Raw genomic sequence first — 15,852 nt, forward strand, 5'->3', positions numbered from 1 at the left:
CGCCGGCGCGTGGGTTTCGCGCGCCCTGAAACAGGAGTCCCGACGTGTTCTGGCGTGCGATCTCGGGCAAAGCCATCTGCCTGAGCGACCAGTTTCCCTTGATCAAGGTGGAGGAGGTGATGCGCGGGCAGGTCACGTTCGTCGGCCTGCCGCCGGTCGAGCTGGGCACGGAGGTCGACTGGACCGCGAACCCGCACGGCAACCGCTCCTGGGCGCTGAACCTGCACACGCTGCGCTGGATGGGCCGGCTGGTCGCCGAGTACGAGCGCTCGGGCGAGCCCGCGTACCTCGACCGCGCGAGCAGCCTGGCCGAGCACTGGATCCGCGAGAACCCGCACGGCGGCCGCGGGGTCAGCCCGTGGGCGTGGGCCGAGCACGCGGTCGCGTTACGCGCCCCCGCGCTCGTGTGTCTCAGCGAGCACGTGCGGAGCCGGGCACTGTGGAACAGCCTCGCCGAGCACGGGGAGATCCTGGCCGACTCGTCGCTCTACCGCGCGGGCCACAACCACGGCCTGGATCAGGACATCGGGCTGCTCGTCGTCGGCTGCCGGCTCGGCCGGGCACGCTGGCGCGATCTGGCCATCCGCAGGATGACCGCCTCCGCCGAGCTGGCCATCGACGCTCAGGGGGTGCTGCAGGAGCAGGCCCCCCGCTACGGCCTGTACGTGCACCGGCGGCTCGGCACGGCGCTGCGGGCGATCGGCGAGAGCGGCGCCGCACCGCCCCAGCGGCTCATCGCCCGGCGGGCCGCGCTGGAGGCGTACGTCGCGCACGCCACCCAGCCCGACGGCCGCCTCGCCCCGATCGGCGACAGCCCGGCCGACACCCGCGCCGACGGCTTCCCGCACGAGGGGCCGGTGGTGCGGGTGTTCGACGGCGGGTACGTCTTCGGCAGGACCGCCTGGGACGACCCGCGGTCCGCCTTCTACTCGATCAGGTTCGGGCCCGGGCGGCGGCTGCACGGGCACGAGGACCACCTCGGCGTCACCTACAGCGCCCAGGGCCGCCGGATCCTCGTCGAGGCCGGGTTCCACTCCTACGAGCGCACCGGGTACGTGGAGTGGACGCGCTCGCCGGAGGCGCACAACGTGCCCGTCGTGGCCGGGACCTTCCGTCCGGGGACGGCCACGCGGCTCGTCGGATCGTCCGTCGAGCCGTCGCGCCAGTCCTTCGAGCTGGCCGACGACGCCTACGGGGTGACCAGGACCCGGCGCGTCCTCGTCAACCACGGGCCCGACCTGATGGCCGTGCACGACTCCGTCGAGGGCGGGACCCTGCGCAGCCTGTGGCACTTCGACCCGTCGCTGCAGGTGGTCTCCCGGGGCGACGGCCGGGTGGTGCTCGGGGACGGGGACTGGCGGGTGACACTGCTGCAGCTCCCGGGGGAGGAGCAGGGGGTGCGGCCCGGGCTGGTCTCGACCGGTTACCTGCGGACCGCCGAGGTGGCGACCGTGGTGTCCCCCGCCGCCCCGAGTGTGCTGACCGTGATCGTGCCGGGCGCGGCCGATCCGCGCGTGTCGGTCTCCGGCGACGCGCTGACCGTCCACACCCCGGACGGCCCCGTCACGCTTCACCTGCCGTAGACGCAGACCCCGCTATCTGTGGCGGACCGCTGGACGCGGCCCACCGTACAGCCAGTCGACGTAGTCGTGGCCGGCCGGGTCCCTGGTCCGGAACAGCTCGTTGCGCAGCACCCGGGCCACGCCGTCCACGTGCCAGATGTCGCCCCACAGCCGCGCCGTCGTCTGCACGCGCGCCGTCCTCGGCACGCGGATCTCCTGGTACGCGGCCAGTGCCCGGTCCCAGTCGCCGGCGGCCGACTGCTCGGCCAGCTCGTGGGCGTCCTCGATGGCCTGGCAGGCGCCCTGGGCCAGGTACTGGAGCATGGGGTGGGCGGCGTCCCCCAGGAGGGCGAGCCTGCCCCGCACCCAGGTGCCGATGGGCGGGCGGTCGAGCATGGGCCAGTGGCGCTCTCGCCACAGGTACGGCAGGCCCTTGCCGATCGCGTCGCAGCAGCCGTCGAAGGCCGCCTCCAGGTCGCCGGGGCCGCGGAAGACGGCCACCTGGTTGAGCAGTTCGCCGCCGCGCAGGGCGTACTGGACGAAGTGGCAGCCGGGGCCCAGGTACGCGACCACGTCGGAGACGTCGAAGTCCTCCGGAAGCGGACTGGTGCCCCTATAAGCGACAAATCCGGAATCGTGGGGTTGGTCGGCGACGAGCTGCGCCCGCAGGACCGACTGCAGGCCGTCCGCCGCGACCACCACGTCACCCTCGTGCACCTCGCCGTCCGCGCAGCGGGCCCTGGCGCGTCCGGCGTCCACCCGCTCAACGTGCCGGCCGTTCAGCAGCTCCACGCCCGCGGCCGCGCAGGCCCGCAGGAGGACGGCGTGCAGGTCGCCGCGGTGCGCCACCACGTAGGGGCCGCCGTAGCGGTGCCGGAACCCCTCGCCCAGGTCGAGGTGGGTGAGCTCCTCGCCGGTCAGGGCGTCCCTGAAGACCAGCCGCCGGGGGAGCACGCCCCTCTCGATCACCTGGTCCAGCAGGCCCCAGCGGTGGAGCACGCGGGTGGCGTTGGGGCCGAGCTGCAACCCGGCGCCCACCTCGCCGAACTCGGCCGACCGCTCCAGCACCCGGACCGTCCGCCCGGCTCTCGCCTGCGCGAAGGCGGCCGCCAGCCCGCCGATGCCGCCTCCGACGACGACCACCTCGACCACGAGCACTCCTCTCCACCGACGACGCCCGCGCCCGGCCCTAGCCTTCAGAGCCCTAGCCTTCAGAGCCAGCGGCCGATGGCGGGGGCGGCGGGGTCGGGGGCGGGGCCGCGCCCGGTGACCCAGGCGGCCAGCTCGGCGGCCGTCCCCCGCACCTCCGGCAGGCCGTCCCCATCGGATGGCCAGGTGGTGAGGCGGTCGGTGGGACGCAGGACCATCGCGGGCTCCTCGCCGCGCCGTGCCCACAGCGCCGTCACATCCGTGACCAGCGCGTCCACCAGCTCGCCCGGCAGATCCTCGAACCGCCCGCCCAGGTCCACGCCGTGCACCCACACCTCGCGGGTCCGCAGCCACACCACCTCGGACGCGGGCACGAGCCGCCCCTGAGCGGTCCGCACCCGGGCCTCCCACTGGTCCCCGGACAACTCGCCCAGGGCGTCGCGCAGCTCCTCGGACGTCTCCCTGGCCAGGCTCTCCAGCGCGGCGGCGTCCAGCCGGGCGGCCAGGTCCTCGATCTCGGCGTCACGGGCCTCGGCCGAGGCGTACATCGGGCGTTCCTCACCCGTACGCGCCCAGTGCACCAGTCTGCCGAGAGCGCGGGCGTTCGCGGCGACGTGCGCCACCACGTGCCGTCCCGACCATCCGGGCAGCCGGCTCGGCCGTCCGAGGTCGGCACCGCGTACCTGTGCCTCGAAGTAAGCGGTGCCGGCGTCCATCCAGCCCAGGTCAGGCAGCACGGCGGGCCACGTTGACCAGCTCGCCGAGGCCCGCGATCCGGGTCACGACCTTGTTCCCGTCGGCGAGGTAGCGAGGAGGCTTGCGGGCGTGGCCGACGCCTCCGGGCGTGCCGGTGGCGATGACGTCCCCGGGCTGGAGCGTGATGATCCGCGACACGTACGAGATCAGCTCGGCCGGGCCGAACACCAGGTCGGACGTGTCCGTCTCCTGCACCACCTCGCCGTCCACCTCGCACTGCATGGTCATCGTCACGCCCTCCAGCTCGTCCGGGGTGACGAGGTACGGGCCGAACGGCGTGCTCGACTCGAAGGTCTTGCCCTGGAGCCACTGCAGCGTGCGGTACTGGTAGTCGCGGGCGGTCACATCGTTGATCACGGAGTAGCCGGCGATGGAGGCCGCCGCCTGCTCGGGCGACACGTTCCTGGCCGCCGTGCCGATGATCACCGCCAGCTCGGCCTCCCAGTCGACGGCGTCGGAGACGGCGGGCAGCGCGATGTCGTCGTACGGCCCGACCAGCGCCTCGGCGAACTTGGCGAACAACGTCGGATGCTCCGGCAGCTCCCGCCCCATCTCCAGGATGTGGTTGCGGTAGTTGAGCCCCACGCAGACGATCTTCCCCGGCCTCGGCACGACGGGGGCGAGGTCGGCCGTGGACAGGGGATGCCGGGGCCCGTCGGCGGCGGCCGCCACCTCCCGCCAGCGCGGATCGGCCAGCAGCGCCCCGACATCGGGCGCGCCGACCTCCACGGCAAGGTCGCCGTCGATTCTGGCGGCGGTCGTACGGTGCGGCAGCCGCAGCGTCGCGAGCCTCACACGAACTCCTCTCGATATTGACGCAGGCCCTCGAAAACGGGCGTGTCAGCGAAACGGAACAGGTCGAAACGGGTCTCGGCGCGGAACGACCACGCGCACCACGACGGCACCACGACGAGGTCGCCGCGCGACAGCCGCCGCTCCGCGCCGTCGAGGGTCACGAACCCCTCGCCGTCGAACACCTGGTACACCGACGACCCCACCTCTCTCCGCGCGGCCGTCGCGGTCCCCGCCCGCAGCCGGTGGAACTCGGCCCTGATCGTCGGCATGACGTCGCCGCCGGTGGTGGGGTTGGTGTAGCGGACGGCGGCGTGGCCGGGCTCGACGGTCCCGGGGTGGCCCTCGTCCTCCAGCGCCAGCTGCTCGTCCAGCGCCCGGTCGGTGTGCTCCCAGCGGTACGCGGCGATCGGCGAGCTGGGCGTGGCTTGCAGCGCCGAGACGGGACGCAGCCCCGGGTGCGCCCACAGCCGTTCCGAACGCGACACGCTCGGCGTCGTCACGTCGGTGACCTGGTCGGGGCCGAACTCGAAGAACGAGGTGTCGGTGTAGTGCACAAGCGGGATGTCCAGCCCGTCGATCCAGGCCATGGGCGCGTCGGTGGTGTTGTGGTGCCCGTGGAAGTGCCAGCCGGGAGTCAGCAGGAAGTCGCCGCGCCGCATGGCGACCGGGTCGCCGTTCACGACGGTCCAGACACCCTCGCCCTCGACGACGAAGCGGAAGGCGTTCTGGGTGTGGCGGTGCTCGGGGGCGACTTCGCGCGGCCCGAGGTACTGGATGGCCGCCCAGAGGGTCGGCGTCGCGTACGGCATCCCGCCCAGGCCGGGGTTGGCCAGCGCGATGGCCCGCCGCTCCCCGCCGCGCCCGACGGGCACCAGCTCGCCGGCCCGCTCGGCCAGCGGGTAGAGCGTCTTCCACTCCCACACGTGCGGGCGCGCCTTCGGCTTCGGGTGCTCCGGCATCAGGTCGCCGACCTGCGTCCACAACGGGATCAGGTCTTCCGCCGCGAAGTCGGCGTAGAGCCTCTCCTCTGGGTTCATGGAGCCCACGCTAGGAGGTGATTCTGCATACGGCACTAGCATTCTGCTATGAAGAACAGGCCCGCCTACGCTCTGGGCTCCGTCGACAACGTGCTGCTGCTCCTGCACATGCTGCGCGACCAGGGCCACCTCAAGGTCGCCGACGTCGCCAGGGAGCTGGGCATCGCCCGCTCGACCGCCCACCGCCTGCTGGCCATGCTCGTCTACCGCGACTTCGCCGTGCAGGACGAGCAGCACACGTACCTGCCGGGGCCGTTCCTCACCTCGACGCAGGCCGGCGCGGGCGGGGCGGTCCTGCGCGAGCTGCGCGCCCGGGTCAGGCCGGCGATGGAGGCGCTGTGCGCGCGGGTCGCGGAGACCGTGAACCTCATGCTCCGGGTCGGTACGGAGGTGCGCTTCCTGGACAGCGTGGAGTCGTCGCAGATCCTGCACGTCGGCGACCGCCGCGGCACGATCCTGCCCGCCCGCCGGGCCTCCGGCGGCAAGGTCCTGCTCGCCACCCTGCCCCCCGACCAGCTCCGCGACCTCTATCCCGACCTTTCCGACCACGAGCGCGCGACCCTGACCCGCGAGCTCGACGACGTCGGGGCCCGCGGCTACGCGCTCAACATCGACGGCACGGAACGCGGCGTCTCCGCCATCGGCGCGACCCTCCGCAACGGGAACGGCGTCGCCCTGGCCGCCCTGTCGATCTCGGCCCCCTCGGCCCGCTTCGGCCCGGACCGGGTGGGGTTCTTCGCGGCTCAGCTGAAGGCCGCGGTGCGGGAAGCCGAACAGGCGCTGACCGATTTCCCCGACGCTTGACGTGTGTAACCCCATGGGGGTTATCGTAGGGGTATGCCAAAGATTAACGTCTACCTGCCGGACGAACTCGCGGAAGCGGTCAAGCAGGCCGGGGTGCCCGTGTCGGCGGTGTGCCAGCGCGCGCTGGAGCAGGCGGTCCGCCGGGTGACCGCCATCAGGGAGACCGTCCTGAGCGACCTCGACCTCGAAGAGCCGACCGGGGCGCTGAGGCACCTGACGCCCAGGACGCGCACCGTCCTCAAACTGGCCGCCGACCAGGCCAGGGCGGAAGGAGCCGCGGCCGTCGGCACCGAGCACCTGCTGGGCGCCATGCTGAGCGAGGGGACCAACCTGGCCCTGCACGTCCTGCGGGCCGTGGAGATCGACCCCGAGCAGGTCGGACGCGACCTAGCCCGCCACCAGCCCGCCCCCGGCGCGGCCGGCGGTTCGGAGCCGCGCAACTTCAGCGGGGCGGCGGCCAACGCGCTGGAGTTCGCCGTCACGGAGGCGACCTCACTCGGCCACAACTACGTGGGCTGCGAGCACCTCCTGCTCGGCCTCGTCGCCGAGCCCGACGGGACCGCCGGCCAGGTCCTGCGCGGGCTGGGCGCCGAGCCCAGGCTCACCAGGCGCGCCGTGGTGGCGGCCCTGGCCGGGTACGTCCACCTGCGGGCGCAGACGCAGCAGGACGCCGAGGCCCAGGGAGAGCAGGGCCGGCCCGCCGCCGTCCAGGCGATGCTGTCCGCCGCCGTCCGCCAGGAGCTCCAGCCCCTCGTCCAGCGGCTCGAGCGGCTGGAAGCGCATGTGGGACTGGACGGCTGAGGATCGCGAGGTGTCCGCCGCCATCCGCGTCACCCTGGTGGCCCTGATCGTGGTCGGGATCGTGATCGGGGCCACGTGGTGACGCTCAGAGCCAGTCGCGGCGTTTGAAGACGAGATAAAGGGTCAGACAGACGGCCGCCATCAGCACGATCGCGAATGGGTACCCGAATGCCCAGTGCGTTTCCGGCATGAAATCGAAATTCATCCCGTAAATGGTTCCGACCAATGTCGGAGCGAACAGGATGGCGGCCCAGGCGGAGATCTTCTTGACCTCCTCGCCCTGCTGGATGCTCGCCTCCGTCATCCGGGCCATCTCCGCGTTCTGCGCCTGCGTCACCAGCGTCGAGTTGACGACCAGGATGTCCTGCAGCATCTGCCGGAACGCGGAGATCCGCTCCGACACCGTGATCGCGTGGTCGGCCACGTCACGCAGGTAGCTCTGCAGCTCGTCGTTCATCCCGTGCTTGGAGGCCCCAGCGATGAACGCGTGGAGCATGCCCACCAGCGGCGCCGTCGCCCGCTGGAACTCGATCACCTCGCCGGACAGCTCGTAGACCCGCCGCGACACCGACGGGTCGCCGCCGAAGACCTGGACCTCGATCTCCTCGATGTCCTTCTGCAGCCCGGCCACCACCGGGGCATAGCCGTCGACCACGGCGTCGAGGATGGCGTACAGGACGGCCTGCGGGCCCTGGCGCAGCAGCTCGGGCTCGGACTCCATGCGCTTGCGGACGGCTTGGAGGTCGGGGGCCTCGGCATGGCGTACGGTGATCACGAAGTTGGGGCCGATGAAGACGTGCACCTCCCCGAACGCGACCTCCTCCACGTCGTCCAGGTAGCGCGCGGCCCGCAGCACCACGAACAGCGTGTCGCCGTAGCGGTCGGCCTTGGGCCGCTGGGAGCCGACGATCGCGTCCTCCAGCGCCAGCTCGTGCAGCTCGAACTCCTCGCCGAGCTTGACCAGCTCCCACTCCTTCGGCCGGTAGAGGCCGATCCAGGCCATGCTGCCCGGGATCTCCTTGAGGCACTCGAAGGCGGCGCCCAGGGAGCCAGGCGTGTCGACGCGCCTGCCGTCGCGGTAGATGGCGTTGTCGATGACGGTCGGCCGGTAGGGCCGCTCCTCCGTGGCACGCGGGTCCATCGAGTGCTCGGGCGCTTCCTCGTGGACGTCGCCGCTGCGCCTGAACCCCTTCACCCTGGCCATGGCCCTCCCTGGACCTAAGAGAGCTCGTCGAGCCGTTGCGTGGCGCGGTCTCTGATGGTCTTGCGCCACATCGGCGTCCAGCCGAACAGCAGCCCGTGCGGCCTGCCCAGCGCCATCTTCGACCAGCGCCTGAAGTCGAATTCGTCGTGGTGGCGGACGATCAGGTCGCCCTCGAACCTGAACAGCGCGTCGATCTCGTTGACGACCTGGCGCCCGGTCCTGGAGAAGGTGTAGCGGGACGTCCAGTGCGCGGTGCCGGTGAAGTCGTCGGCCGTCACGTCGCCGTAGGTGGATCTGAGGCCGTCGCGCACGCCTAGCTGCAGCCGCCACATCGTCATCACGCGGTCACGCCCCTCGACCTCCTGGAAGATCGGATCTCCGAAGCTGACCTCGGGGTGGTAGCAGCGCTCCATGGCCGCGAAGTCCGCGCGGCCCAGAGCGTCGTAGAAAGCGCCGATGAGCGCGACGTGCCGATCGTTCACTCCTCTATCAGATCATGGCCGCTGCGTTGCCCCAGCACACCGCCCGCAACCAGGCATCGCCCAGGTCGAGCCGGGCGAGCGCGTCGAGCTGATGGGCGTAAGGATATGGAATCGTCGGGAAGTCACTACCGAGCACCACCTTGCCTGAAATGCCCAGATCAAGCAATGCCGGCCGCAGCCGCGCGGGGAACGGCATGCCCAGCTCGGCGAAGTCGGTGAACGCCATCGTGGTGTCCAGCGCGACCCGCTCGTAGCGGGCGGCCAGCTCGAAGAACGGGTCGTACTCCGGCATCCCCAGATGCGCGATCACCACCCGCAGCCGCGGATGCCTGCGCAGCACCTCGCCGATCGGCCCGGGGCCGATGTGCCCGCCCGGCACGGGCACCGAACTGGCGTGCGTCACCACCGGCACCCCGGCCTCCGCCAGCAGGCCCCAGACCTCGTCCAGCTCGGCGGCCCGCGGGTCGAACCCGCCGACCTGCAGGTGCACCTTGAAGATCCTGGCCCCGTCCTCCAGAGCGCGGCGCACGTACTCCACGACGCCAGGCTCGGGGTAGAAGGTCGCCGAAGGGAGGCATCCAGGTGTACGGCGGGCGAAATCCAGCGTCCAGGCGTTGAGATCGCACGCCATGTCCGGCTTGTGCGCATAGGCGAGAGCGGGGAACGTGCGCACGCCCATGGCCCGCAGCAGCGCGACCCGCTCCTCCGCCGGCCACTCGTACTCGATCTTCCAGCCGTTTCCCATCAGCGGGCCGCCGTGCCTGAAGTGGTGCCACACCCGCCGTTCCATCCGCTCCGGCAGGAAGTGGACGTGCAGGTCGATCAGGCCGGGCAGCCCGAGCCCGCGCCACCAGTCCGGAATCCGGGCGTCAGAATCTTGTTCTGTGGCCACGCAGGAGACTCTACCTGGATAGGGTTTCTCCTCGATGGAACAGCTCTGGGCCCACCTGATCAAGGTTCAGCCTGACCCCGACCCCTGGGTCGTGGGGGTCTCGGCTCTCGCCGCGTTCGTGCTCGTCGGCTTCCGCATGCCCTGGCAGGTGACCAGAGGCCTGATCACGATCGCCCACGAGGGCGGCCACGCGCTGATGGCGCTGGTCAGCCGGCGCAAACTCGAAGGCATCCGCCTCCACTCCGACACCTCCGGCGTGACGCTGACCAGGGGCAGGCCCACCGGGCCCGGCATGGTGCTGACCGCGCTCGCCGGCTATGTGGCGCCTCCGCTGCTGGGGCTGGGCGCCGCCTGGCTGACCGAGATGGGGCACATCACGCTGCTGATCTGGAGCGTGCTGCTGTTCCTGGTCTGCATGCTGCTGCTGATCCGCAACCTGTACGGCGCGCTGATCCTGCTCGCCACCGGCGGCGCGGTGTTCGCCCTGATCATGTACGCGCCCGCCGAGGTCCAGCAGGTCGTCGCCCTGGTCGCGGTCTGGTTCCTGCTGTTCGGCGGGATCAGGCCGATCATCGAGCTGCAGCGCAAGCGGAGCAGGCGGCAGGCGCGAGACTCCGACGCGGACCAGCTGGCCAGGCTGACGTTCCTGCCCGGCGGGTTCTACGTGTTCCTCTTCCTGCTGGTGTCGGTCGCGTCCGCGGCCTTCGGCGCGTACCTCATGAATCCGCTCTAACCCCCAAAATTCGCACTAAACTCGCCTGCAACAGGGGGGAGTGCCGTGCTGCCAGTCGAGGACGCGCCCGGCTACCGGGTACTCGATCAGGCGGGCCAGGGCGGCTTCGCCGTCGTGTACCGCGCCTACCAGGAGCGCCTCGACCGGGTCGTGGCGCTCAAGGTGCTGTCCGTCGACCGGGTCGACCAGCGCACGATGCGCAGGTTCCAGCGCGAGCTGCAGCTCACCGGCCGCCTGACCGGCCACCCCAACGTCGTCACCGTCTTCGACACCGGCGTCACCCGCTCCGGCAAGCCGTACATCGCGATGGACTACTTCGAGAACGGCTCGCTGCGCGACAGGGTCCGCAAGGAGGGGCCGCTGCCGGTGCCCGACGTGCTGCGGGCCGGGGTGAAGCTGGCCGGGGCGCTGGCCGCCGTACACGAGGCCGGGGTCCTGCACGGCGACATCAAGCCGCAGAACATCCTCATCTCCCGGTACGGCGAGCCCGCCATCGCCGACTTCGGCGTGGCCCGGGTCGTGGACTCCTCGGAGATCTCGGCCACGTCGCAGGCGTTCACCCCGCTGCACGCCGCCCCCGAGGTGCTCACCGGGCAGCCGCACTCGGCCTCGACCGACATCTACTCGCTCGGCTCGACCCTCTACCACCTGCTGGCCGGCCAGCCCGCCTTCCACAACCCGACGGACCCGTCGATCGCGCCCCTGATGTACCGGGTGCTCAGTGTCGAGCCGCCCCCGATCAACCGCTCCGACGTGCCGCCGCCGGTCCTCGAGACGGTCATGCGGGCGATGTCCAAGCAGCCCGAGGTACGGTACGGATCGGCGCGGGAGCTCGCCCGGCGGCTGCAGGAGGTGCAGGCCGAGCTGGGCCTGCCGGTGACCGACCTGGTGGGCCAGGACCCCGGCCCGGGACCGGCGATGTCCACGGTGCCCCGCCCCCGCCTCGACGACCCGCCCACCGGCGAACCCCAGCCCCCGGGGAGCCCTCAGCACACGGGGAGCCCTCAGCACAGCCTTCAGCTCCCGACCACGGGCAATCACCTGCCATCCACGGGCAACCATCTCCCGACCACCGGCAACCACCTGCCCGGCGGCCCCGGCCGGCCGTCGCCGTTCGCCCCCGAGGCGCGGCCGTCGTCCTTCGCGCCGGAGGCGCAGCCGTCACCGTTCGCGCCGGAGGCGCGGGCGGCGGGCACCGGCGGCATGCACGCCACCGGCCGGCACGGGCCGGGAATCGCCGGCATCCCTGGGGGCGGGCATCCGGGCGCGCCCACACCACCCGCGATCGCCTCGGCCACCACTCCGCCGGGGCGGGGCGGGACGACCGCGCCGGGCGGAGGAGGGCGCCTGCCACGGGGCCTCGTGATCGGCGCCGTCGTTGCGGCCGTCGTCGTGGGCGGCACGAGCGCGGCCGTCTACCTGTCGCTCCAGCAGAACGAGCCATCACAGAGCACCCAGCCCTCGGCGTCCGAGCCGGGCACCCGGGACACCGAGGCCATCGACAAGCAGTCCGTCGCCGCGCTGACCCCGCGCGGCCTGAAGGTGACCGCCGACCAGGGCGCCCTCGTCGAGCTGAAGTGGACGCTCCCCGCGGCCGCCCGCCGCTACCCGGTGGTCCTCCAGCGCTCCCCGCTCAAGAAGGGCGAGCAGGCCGTCACCGCCCTGGGCCAGGGCGCCACCACGACCCGCGTCGCGGGACTGGACCCGGGCACCGGCTACTGCTTCCTGGTGGGCGTCCTGCTGCGCGTCTCGGAGAGCTCGACGGTCGCCTGGTCGAAGCCCACGTGCATCAGGGGCGCCGTCGCCCGCTCGAACCCGTAGCCCGCGGCGGTCACCCCAGGAGCTTGCGCGCCGCCTGCTCGATCTCCGCCTCCGACAGCAGCACGTGCTCGGCCGCCCCGCCCAGGGGGATGAAGCTGTCGGACGAGGTCACCCGCGCGAGCTTCCCGGTGAACCCGGCGTCGGCCAGCTCCGCAATGATCCCCTCCGACACGCCGCCGGTGTGCCGGGTCTCGTCGGCGATCAGCACGTTGCCGGTCAGCTCGGCCGCCCGCAGCAGGTCGTCCATCGGGAGCGGCGCCAGCCAGCGCAGGTCGAGCACACGGCAGCCGTACCCCTCCTGGGTCAGCCGCACCGCGGCCCGCAGGCTCATCCGCACGCCGTTGCCGAACGTCACGATCGTCAGGTCGCGCCCGTCGCCGTAGGAGCGCGCCTGCCCGATCGGCACGTGCGTCTCCGGCCAGCGCCCGGGCGCCGCGTACGGCGCCAGCCAGCCCCCGTCGCCCTCCTCGAACAGGTCGCGCGTGTGGTACAGCGCGATCGGCTCCAGGAACACGCACACCGACCCGGACGTGCGGGCCGCCGCCAGGCACGTGCGCAGCATGGCGGCCGCGTCGTCGGGGCGCGCGGGCGAGGCGATGACCAGGCCGGGGATGTCGCGCAGCGCGCCCACCGCATTGTCGTTGTGGAAGTGGCCGCCGAACCCCTTCTGGTAGGCGTACCCGGCCACCCGGACCACCATCGGGTTGGTGTAGGAGCCGCGCGAGAAGAACGACAGCGTGGCCGCCTCTCCCCGGATCTGGTCGAGCGCGTTGTGCAGGTAGGCGAGGTACTGGATCTCCGGCACAGGCAGCAGCCCCGACACGCCGGCGCCGAGCGCCAGCCCCAGGATGGCCTGCTCGTCCAGCAACGTGTCGAACACCCGGGCGGCGCCGAACCGCTTCTGCAGCCCCCTGGTCACGCCGTAGACGCCGCCCTTCTTGGCGACGTCCTCGCCGAACACGGTCATCTCGGGGTAGACGGCCAGCGTGTCGGCGAGCGTGCGGTTGATGGCCTGCGAGAGCGTCATCGGCTTGTCGTGCTCGGGCAGCGCCCCGGCGAACGCCTTCTCCCGGTCCGGGGCCGGGGCCGCCATCGGGCTGATCTTGGCGATCAGCTCCGGCTTGCGCGGCGCGATCGGCTCCATGACCTCCTTGGCGGAGCCGAGCCGCGGGCTGCGCGTCGTCTCCAGCGCGATCCGCAGCACGTGCTCGCGCTGGGACTCGTACGCCCTGAGCAGCTCTTCCGGCGTGCTCTGCCCGGCCTCCACGAGCAGCTGGGCCGTGCGCACCAGCGGGTCGCGCTCCAGGTCGGCCCTGATCTCGCGCTGCGTGCGGTAAGCCTGCTCGACGTCGGAGCCGGCGTGCCCCATGAGCCGCACGGTGGTCAGGTGGAGGAAGGCGGGGGAGCGGCGCTCGCGGACGTGCCGGGCCGCGCGGACGGCGGCGTCGTAGGCCGCGGCGAGGTCGCAGCCGTCGGCGGCGAAGTATTCGATCCCGGGCCGGCGCAGGGCCGACTCCACCCAGCCCTTGGGCGTGCGGACGCTGATGCCGATGCCGTTGTCCTCGCACACGAGCAGCAGCGGCATCGCCTGGCCCTGGTAGGTGGCGTAGGAGGCGGTGTTGAAGCCGCTCAGGGCGCTCGCATGGTTGATCGAGGCGTCGCCGAAGCTGCACACCGCGACCGCGTCGGCGGGCCAGCGGGCCTGATCGCCGATCGCCGCCGCGGCCCGCTCGATGGCGAACGCCACGCCGACGGACCTGGGCAGGTGGCTGGCGATCGTGGAGGTCTGGGGGATGACGGCCAGCTCGGGATGGCCGAACACCTTGTGCCGGCCGCCCGCGATCGGCTCGTCGGCCGCCGCGGCCAGCCCCATCAGCACGTCGCGGATGCCCTGCTCGGGCAGCCTGCCCGCCTGCTCGGACCTGGTCAGGTAGAACGCGCCGGAGCGGTAGTGGAGCAGGGCGGGGTCGGTGGGCCGCAGGGCGGCGGCGACGGCCGCGTTGCCCTCGTGGCCGGCGGAGCCGATCGTGTAGTAGCCCTCGTCACGCTCGCGCAGCCAGCGGGCCGCGATGTCCAGCAGGCGGCTGTCGAGCTGACGCTGGAACAGCGTCATGCACTGCTCGCCGGTCAGCGAGCTGCCCTCGCGGACCGGCAGCCCCGGATCTCGCGCGGGGCCCGCCTTCAGCGTCGCAACCGCCTGGGTGAAATGAGTCTCAACTGTGTCGCGCGCCACACCTCGATTATGTCTTTCATCGGCGCCGACGTCTGCCGGACGTGGCTGACATGTTGTGTACCGGTCCGTTTGACACCGGCATATAACGGTTTGTCAGATTCCTAAACCTTCCGGTCGGCGCGTACGTCTACTTAATTGACACACGTGGCACCCTCAATGCCGCGTTGAACCGTTGGGTCTCTGGAAGGAACCCGCATGTTACAACGCATTCGTGTGGCCGCCCTTGCCATAGCGCTCGGAGCCGGAGCCCTGGTCATGGCTCCCTCCGCTGCGACGGCGGCCGCGGATCCCGTCATCACCCGAGTCGGGATCAGTCCCAATTCTCCGATCGACGTCACCAATGGCGCGGTCACGGCCACGTTCAGCTTCGCCACCAAGGGGGCCGACAAGGCCGAGCTCCAGCTCAAGCCCCCGGGCGACATCAGCGTCGGCAAGCCCGTCGACCTGACGTCCACCAAGGACGGCGACTGGACGAAGTGGTCCGGCACCAGGTCCTTCGACTCCACGAACGTCGGCACGTGGAGCTGGCTCGCCATCGCCGGCGGCGCCTCCCGCGGCGGCACGTTCGAGGTCTCGGTCAAGAAGGTCCTCGACACCAAGATCGTCGACTTCGACGCCAGCCCCGACTCCGTGGACAAGGGTGACCTGATCAAGGTCTCCGGCCAGCTCGTCGCCGACGGCAAGGGGTACGGCGACCAGAGCGTCGCCATCACCTTCCGCGAGCGCGGCACCGACGCCTACCGCCAGATCACCAAGGTGACGACCGGTGGCAACGGCTGGTTCAGCGCCACCGTGCGGGCCGACGAGACGGGCTGGTGGCGGGCCGAGTTCGCGGCCACCTCCGCGGCCAAGGGCTCGGTCAGCGACACCGACCGGGTCGACGTCAGGCGTGGCGTCCTGAGCAGCAGGATCGCCGGCTTCGATGCCCGCCCGGAGCCCGTGGACAAGGGTGACCGGCTCACGTTCAGCGGCGCCCTGCTGGTCGAGGACCGCGGCGGCGTGGCCGGCGAGCGGGTCTCGATCTTCTTCAAGGCCGACGGCTCGTCCAGGTGGGAGTACGTCACCAGTGACGTGACCGGCCGCGACGGCCGCTTCTGGGCCTCCGCTCCCGCGGAGACCTCGGGCTGGTGGCGGGCCGAGTACGGCGGCACCCGCGGTGTCCGCGGCTCGGTCAGCGGCGCCGACTGGGTCAAGGTCAACGAGCCTGCGCCGCCTCCTACGGCGTCCAAGGCGGACACGCGGCTGATCAAGTTCAACGCGTACCCCGAGCCGGTCAAGCGCGGCAAGTACCTGAAGTTCAAGGGCCGCCTGCAGGTCTTCGACGAGGGCTCCTGGGAGGGCTACTCGGGCAAGGTCGCGCTGTTCTTCAAGCCCGCGGGCTCGAAGAAGTGGCAGTACGTGAAGACGACCTGGTCGAACGACGGCGGCGGGCTCTACACCAAGGTCAAGGGCTGGAACTCGGGCCGCTGGCGGTTCGTGTTCGGCGGTGACGACGACACCTACGGCGCCACCAGCGGCTCGGACTACGTCCGGGTCAAGCGTTGATCTGACGCGGCGTTGATCTGACGCAGCGTTGATCTGAT

At 71.7% G+C, this 15,852-nt stretch carries 13 protein-coding genes and 1 pseudogene; 6 read left to right on the top strand and 8 right to left on the bottom strand.

Going from position 1 to position 15,852, the window contains the following annotated elements; translation table 11 throughout:
• The first annotated feature begins 44 nt into the window (after positions 1-44).
• A complete protein-coding gene (locus ABZX61_RS15350) occupies positions 45-1,583 on the top strand; it encodes a heparinase II/III family protein (protein ID WP_355194847.1) in 1,539 nt (512 codons plus the stop codon).
• Positions 1,584-1,595: 12 nt separating this feature from the next.
• Here ABZX61_RS15350 and ABZX61_RS15355 read toward each other — a convergent pair whose 3' ends face one another.
• The 4 genes and pseudogenes from ABZX61_RS15355 to ABZX61_RS15370 form a co-directional block, all read right to left on the bottom strand.
• Entirely contained in the window at positions 1,596-2,714 is a 1,119-nt protein-coding gene (locus tag ABZX61_RS15355) for an FAD-dependent monooxygenase (RefSeq protein ID WP_355194849.1), read from the bottom strand.
• A 59-nt stretch (positions 2,715-2,773) separates the two neighbouring features.
• Entirely contained in the window at positions 2,774-3,448 is a 675-nt protein-coding gene (locus ABZX61_RS15360) for a maleylpyruvate isomerase family mycothiol-dependent enzyme (protein WP_355194851.1), read from the bottom strand.
• Positions 3,438-4,262 carry a fumarylacetoacetate hydrolase family protein gene (locus tag ABZX61_RS15365; protein ID WP_355194853.1) on the bottom strand — a complete coding sequence of 275 codons (825 nt, stop codon included), beginning with the start codon at positions 4,260-4,262 and terminating at the stop codon, positions 3,438-3,440. Before ABZX61_RS15365 ends, ABZX61_RS15360 begins: the two co-directional genes overlap by 11 nt.
• Positions 4,259-5,260 (bottom strand): annotated as a pseudogene (locus ABZX61_RS15370) (cupin domain-containing protein); the annotation flags it as partial. The pseudogene ABZX61_RS15370 and the gene ABZX61_RS15365, both read right to left, overlap by 4 nt.
• Before the next feature lie 87 nt (positions 5,261-5,347).
• Here ABZX61_RS15370 and ABZX61_RS15375 point away from each other — a divergent pair.
• Positions 5,348-6,103, top strand: a complete 756-nt coding sequence (locus tag ABZX61_RS15375; RefSeq protein ID WP_355194855.1) for an IclR family transcriptional regulator — start codon at positions 5,348-5,350, stop codon at positions 6,101-6,103.
• A 33-nt stretch (positions 6,104-6,136) separates the two neighbouring features.
• On the top strand, positions 6,137-6,904 hold the full coding sequence (locus ABZX61_RS15380; protein WP_355194857.1) for a Clp protease N-terminal domain-containing protein: 768 nt from the start codon (positions 6,137-6,139) through the stop codon (positions 6,902-6,904).
• An 85-nt stretch (positions 6,905-6,989) separates the two neighbouring features.
• On the opposite strand, the gene corA is transcribed toward ABZX61_RS15380, so the two are convergent.
• From corA to ABZX61_RS15395, 3 genes are read right to left on the bottom strand one after another with little or no spacing between them, the layout of a single operon-like run.
• On the bottom strand, positions 6,990-8,108 hold the full coding sequence (corA, locus tag ABZX61_RS15385; protein ID WP_350722308.1) for a magnesium/cobalt transporter CorA: 1,119 nt from the start codon (positions 8,106-8,108) through the stop codon (positions 6,990-6,992).
• Between the two features lie 14 nt (positions 8,109-8,122).
• Entirely contained in the window at positions 8,123-8,590 is a 468-nt protein-coding gene (locus ABZX61_RS15390) for a nuclear transport factor 2 family protein (protein ID WP_350722306.1), read from the bottom strand.
• Between the two features lie 7 nt (positions 8,591-8,597).
• Positions 8,598-9,482 (bottom strand): amidohydrolase family protein, encoded by an 885-nt coding sequence (locus ABZX61_RS15395; RefSeq protein WP_355194860.1) that lies wholly within the window; start codon positions 9,480-9,482, stop codon positions 8,598-8,600.
• Between the two features lie 34 nt (positions 9,483-9,516).
• Here ABZX61_RS15395 and ABZX61_RS15400 point away from each other — a divergent pair, with 34 nt between their 5' ends.
• Both ABZX61_RS15400 and ABZX61_RS15405 read left to right on the top strand, forming a co-directional pair.
• Positions 9,517-10,215 carry a M50 family metallopeptidase gene (locus ABZX61_RS15400; protein WP_350722303.1) on the top strand — a complete coding sequence of 233 codons (699 nt, stop codon included), beginning with the start codon at positions 9,517-9,519 and terminating at the stop codon, positions 10,213-10,215.
• A 45-nt stretch (positions 10,216-10,260) separates the two neighbouring features.
• Positions 10,261-12,036, top strand: a complete 1,776-nt coding sequence (locus ABZX61_RS15405; protein WP_355194862.1) for a protein kinase — start codon at positions 10,261-10,263, stop codon at positions 12,034-12,036.
• A gap of 10 nt (positions 12,037-12,046) precedes the next feature.
• Here ABZX61_RS15405 and ABZX61_RS15410 read toward each other — a convergent pair whose 3' ends face one another.
• Positions 12,047-14,269, bottom strand: coding sequence for a thiamine pyrophosphate-dependent enzyme (locus tag ABZX61_RS15410; protein ID WP_355194864.1), 2,223 nt, complete (start codon positions 14,267-14,269; stop codon positions 12,047-12,049).
• Positions 14,270-14,464: 195 nt separating this feature from the next.
• Between ABZX61_RS15410 and ABZX61_RS15415 the strand changes: the two genes are divergently transcribed.
• Positions 14,465-15,814 carry a hypothetical protein gene (locus ABZX61_RS15415; protein ID WP_355194866.1) on the top strand — a complete coding sequence of 450 codons (1,350 nt, stop codon included), beginning with the start codon at positions 14,465-14,467 and terminating at the stop codon, positions 15,812-15,814.
• Positions 15,815-15,852: the final 38 nt, after the last annotated feature.

Source organism: Nonomuraea sp. NPDC003709, from assembly GCF_040610775.1.
GTDB lineage: Bacteria > Actinomycetota > Actinomycetes > Streptosporangiales > Streptosporangiaceae > Nonomuraea > Nonomuraea angiospora_A.

Coding starts and splice junctions, on each gene's coding strand:
- ABZX61_RS15375 (WP_355194855.1), top strand. CDS start 5,348: ATGAAGAACAGGCCCGCCTACGCTCTGGGCTCCGTCGACAACGTGCTG.
- ABZX61_RS15380 (WP_355194857.1), top strand. CDS start 6,137: ATGCCAAAGATTAACGTCTACCTGCCGGACGAACTCGCGGAAGCGGTC.
- corA (WP_350722308.1), bottom strand. CDS start 8,108: ATGGCCAGGGTGAAGGGGTTCAGGCGCAGCGGCGACGTCCACGAGGAA.
- ABZX61_RS15400 (WP_350722303.1), top strand. CDS start 9,517: ATGGAACAGCTCTGGGCCCACCTGATCAAGGTTCAGCCTGACCCCGAC.
- ABZX61_RS15415 (WP_355194866.1), top strand. CDS start 14,465: ATGTTACAACGCATTCGTGTGGCCGCCCTTGCCATAGCGCTCGGAGCC.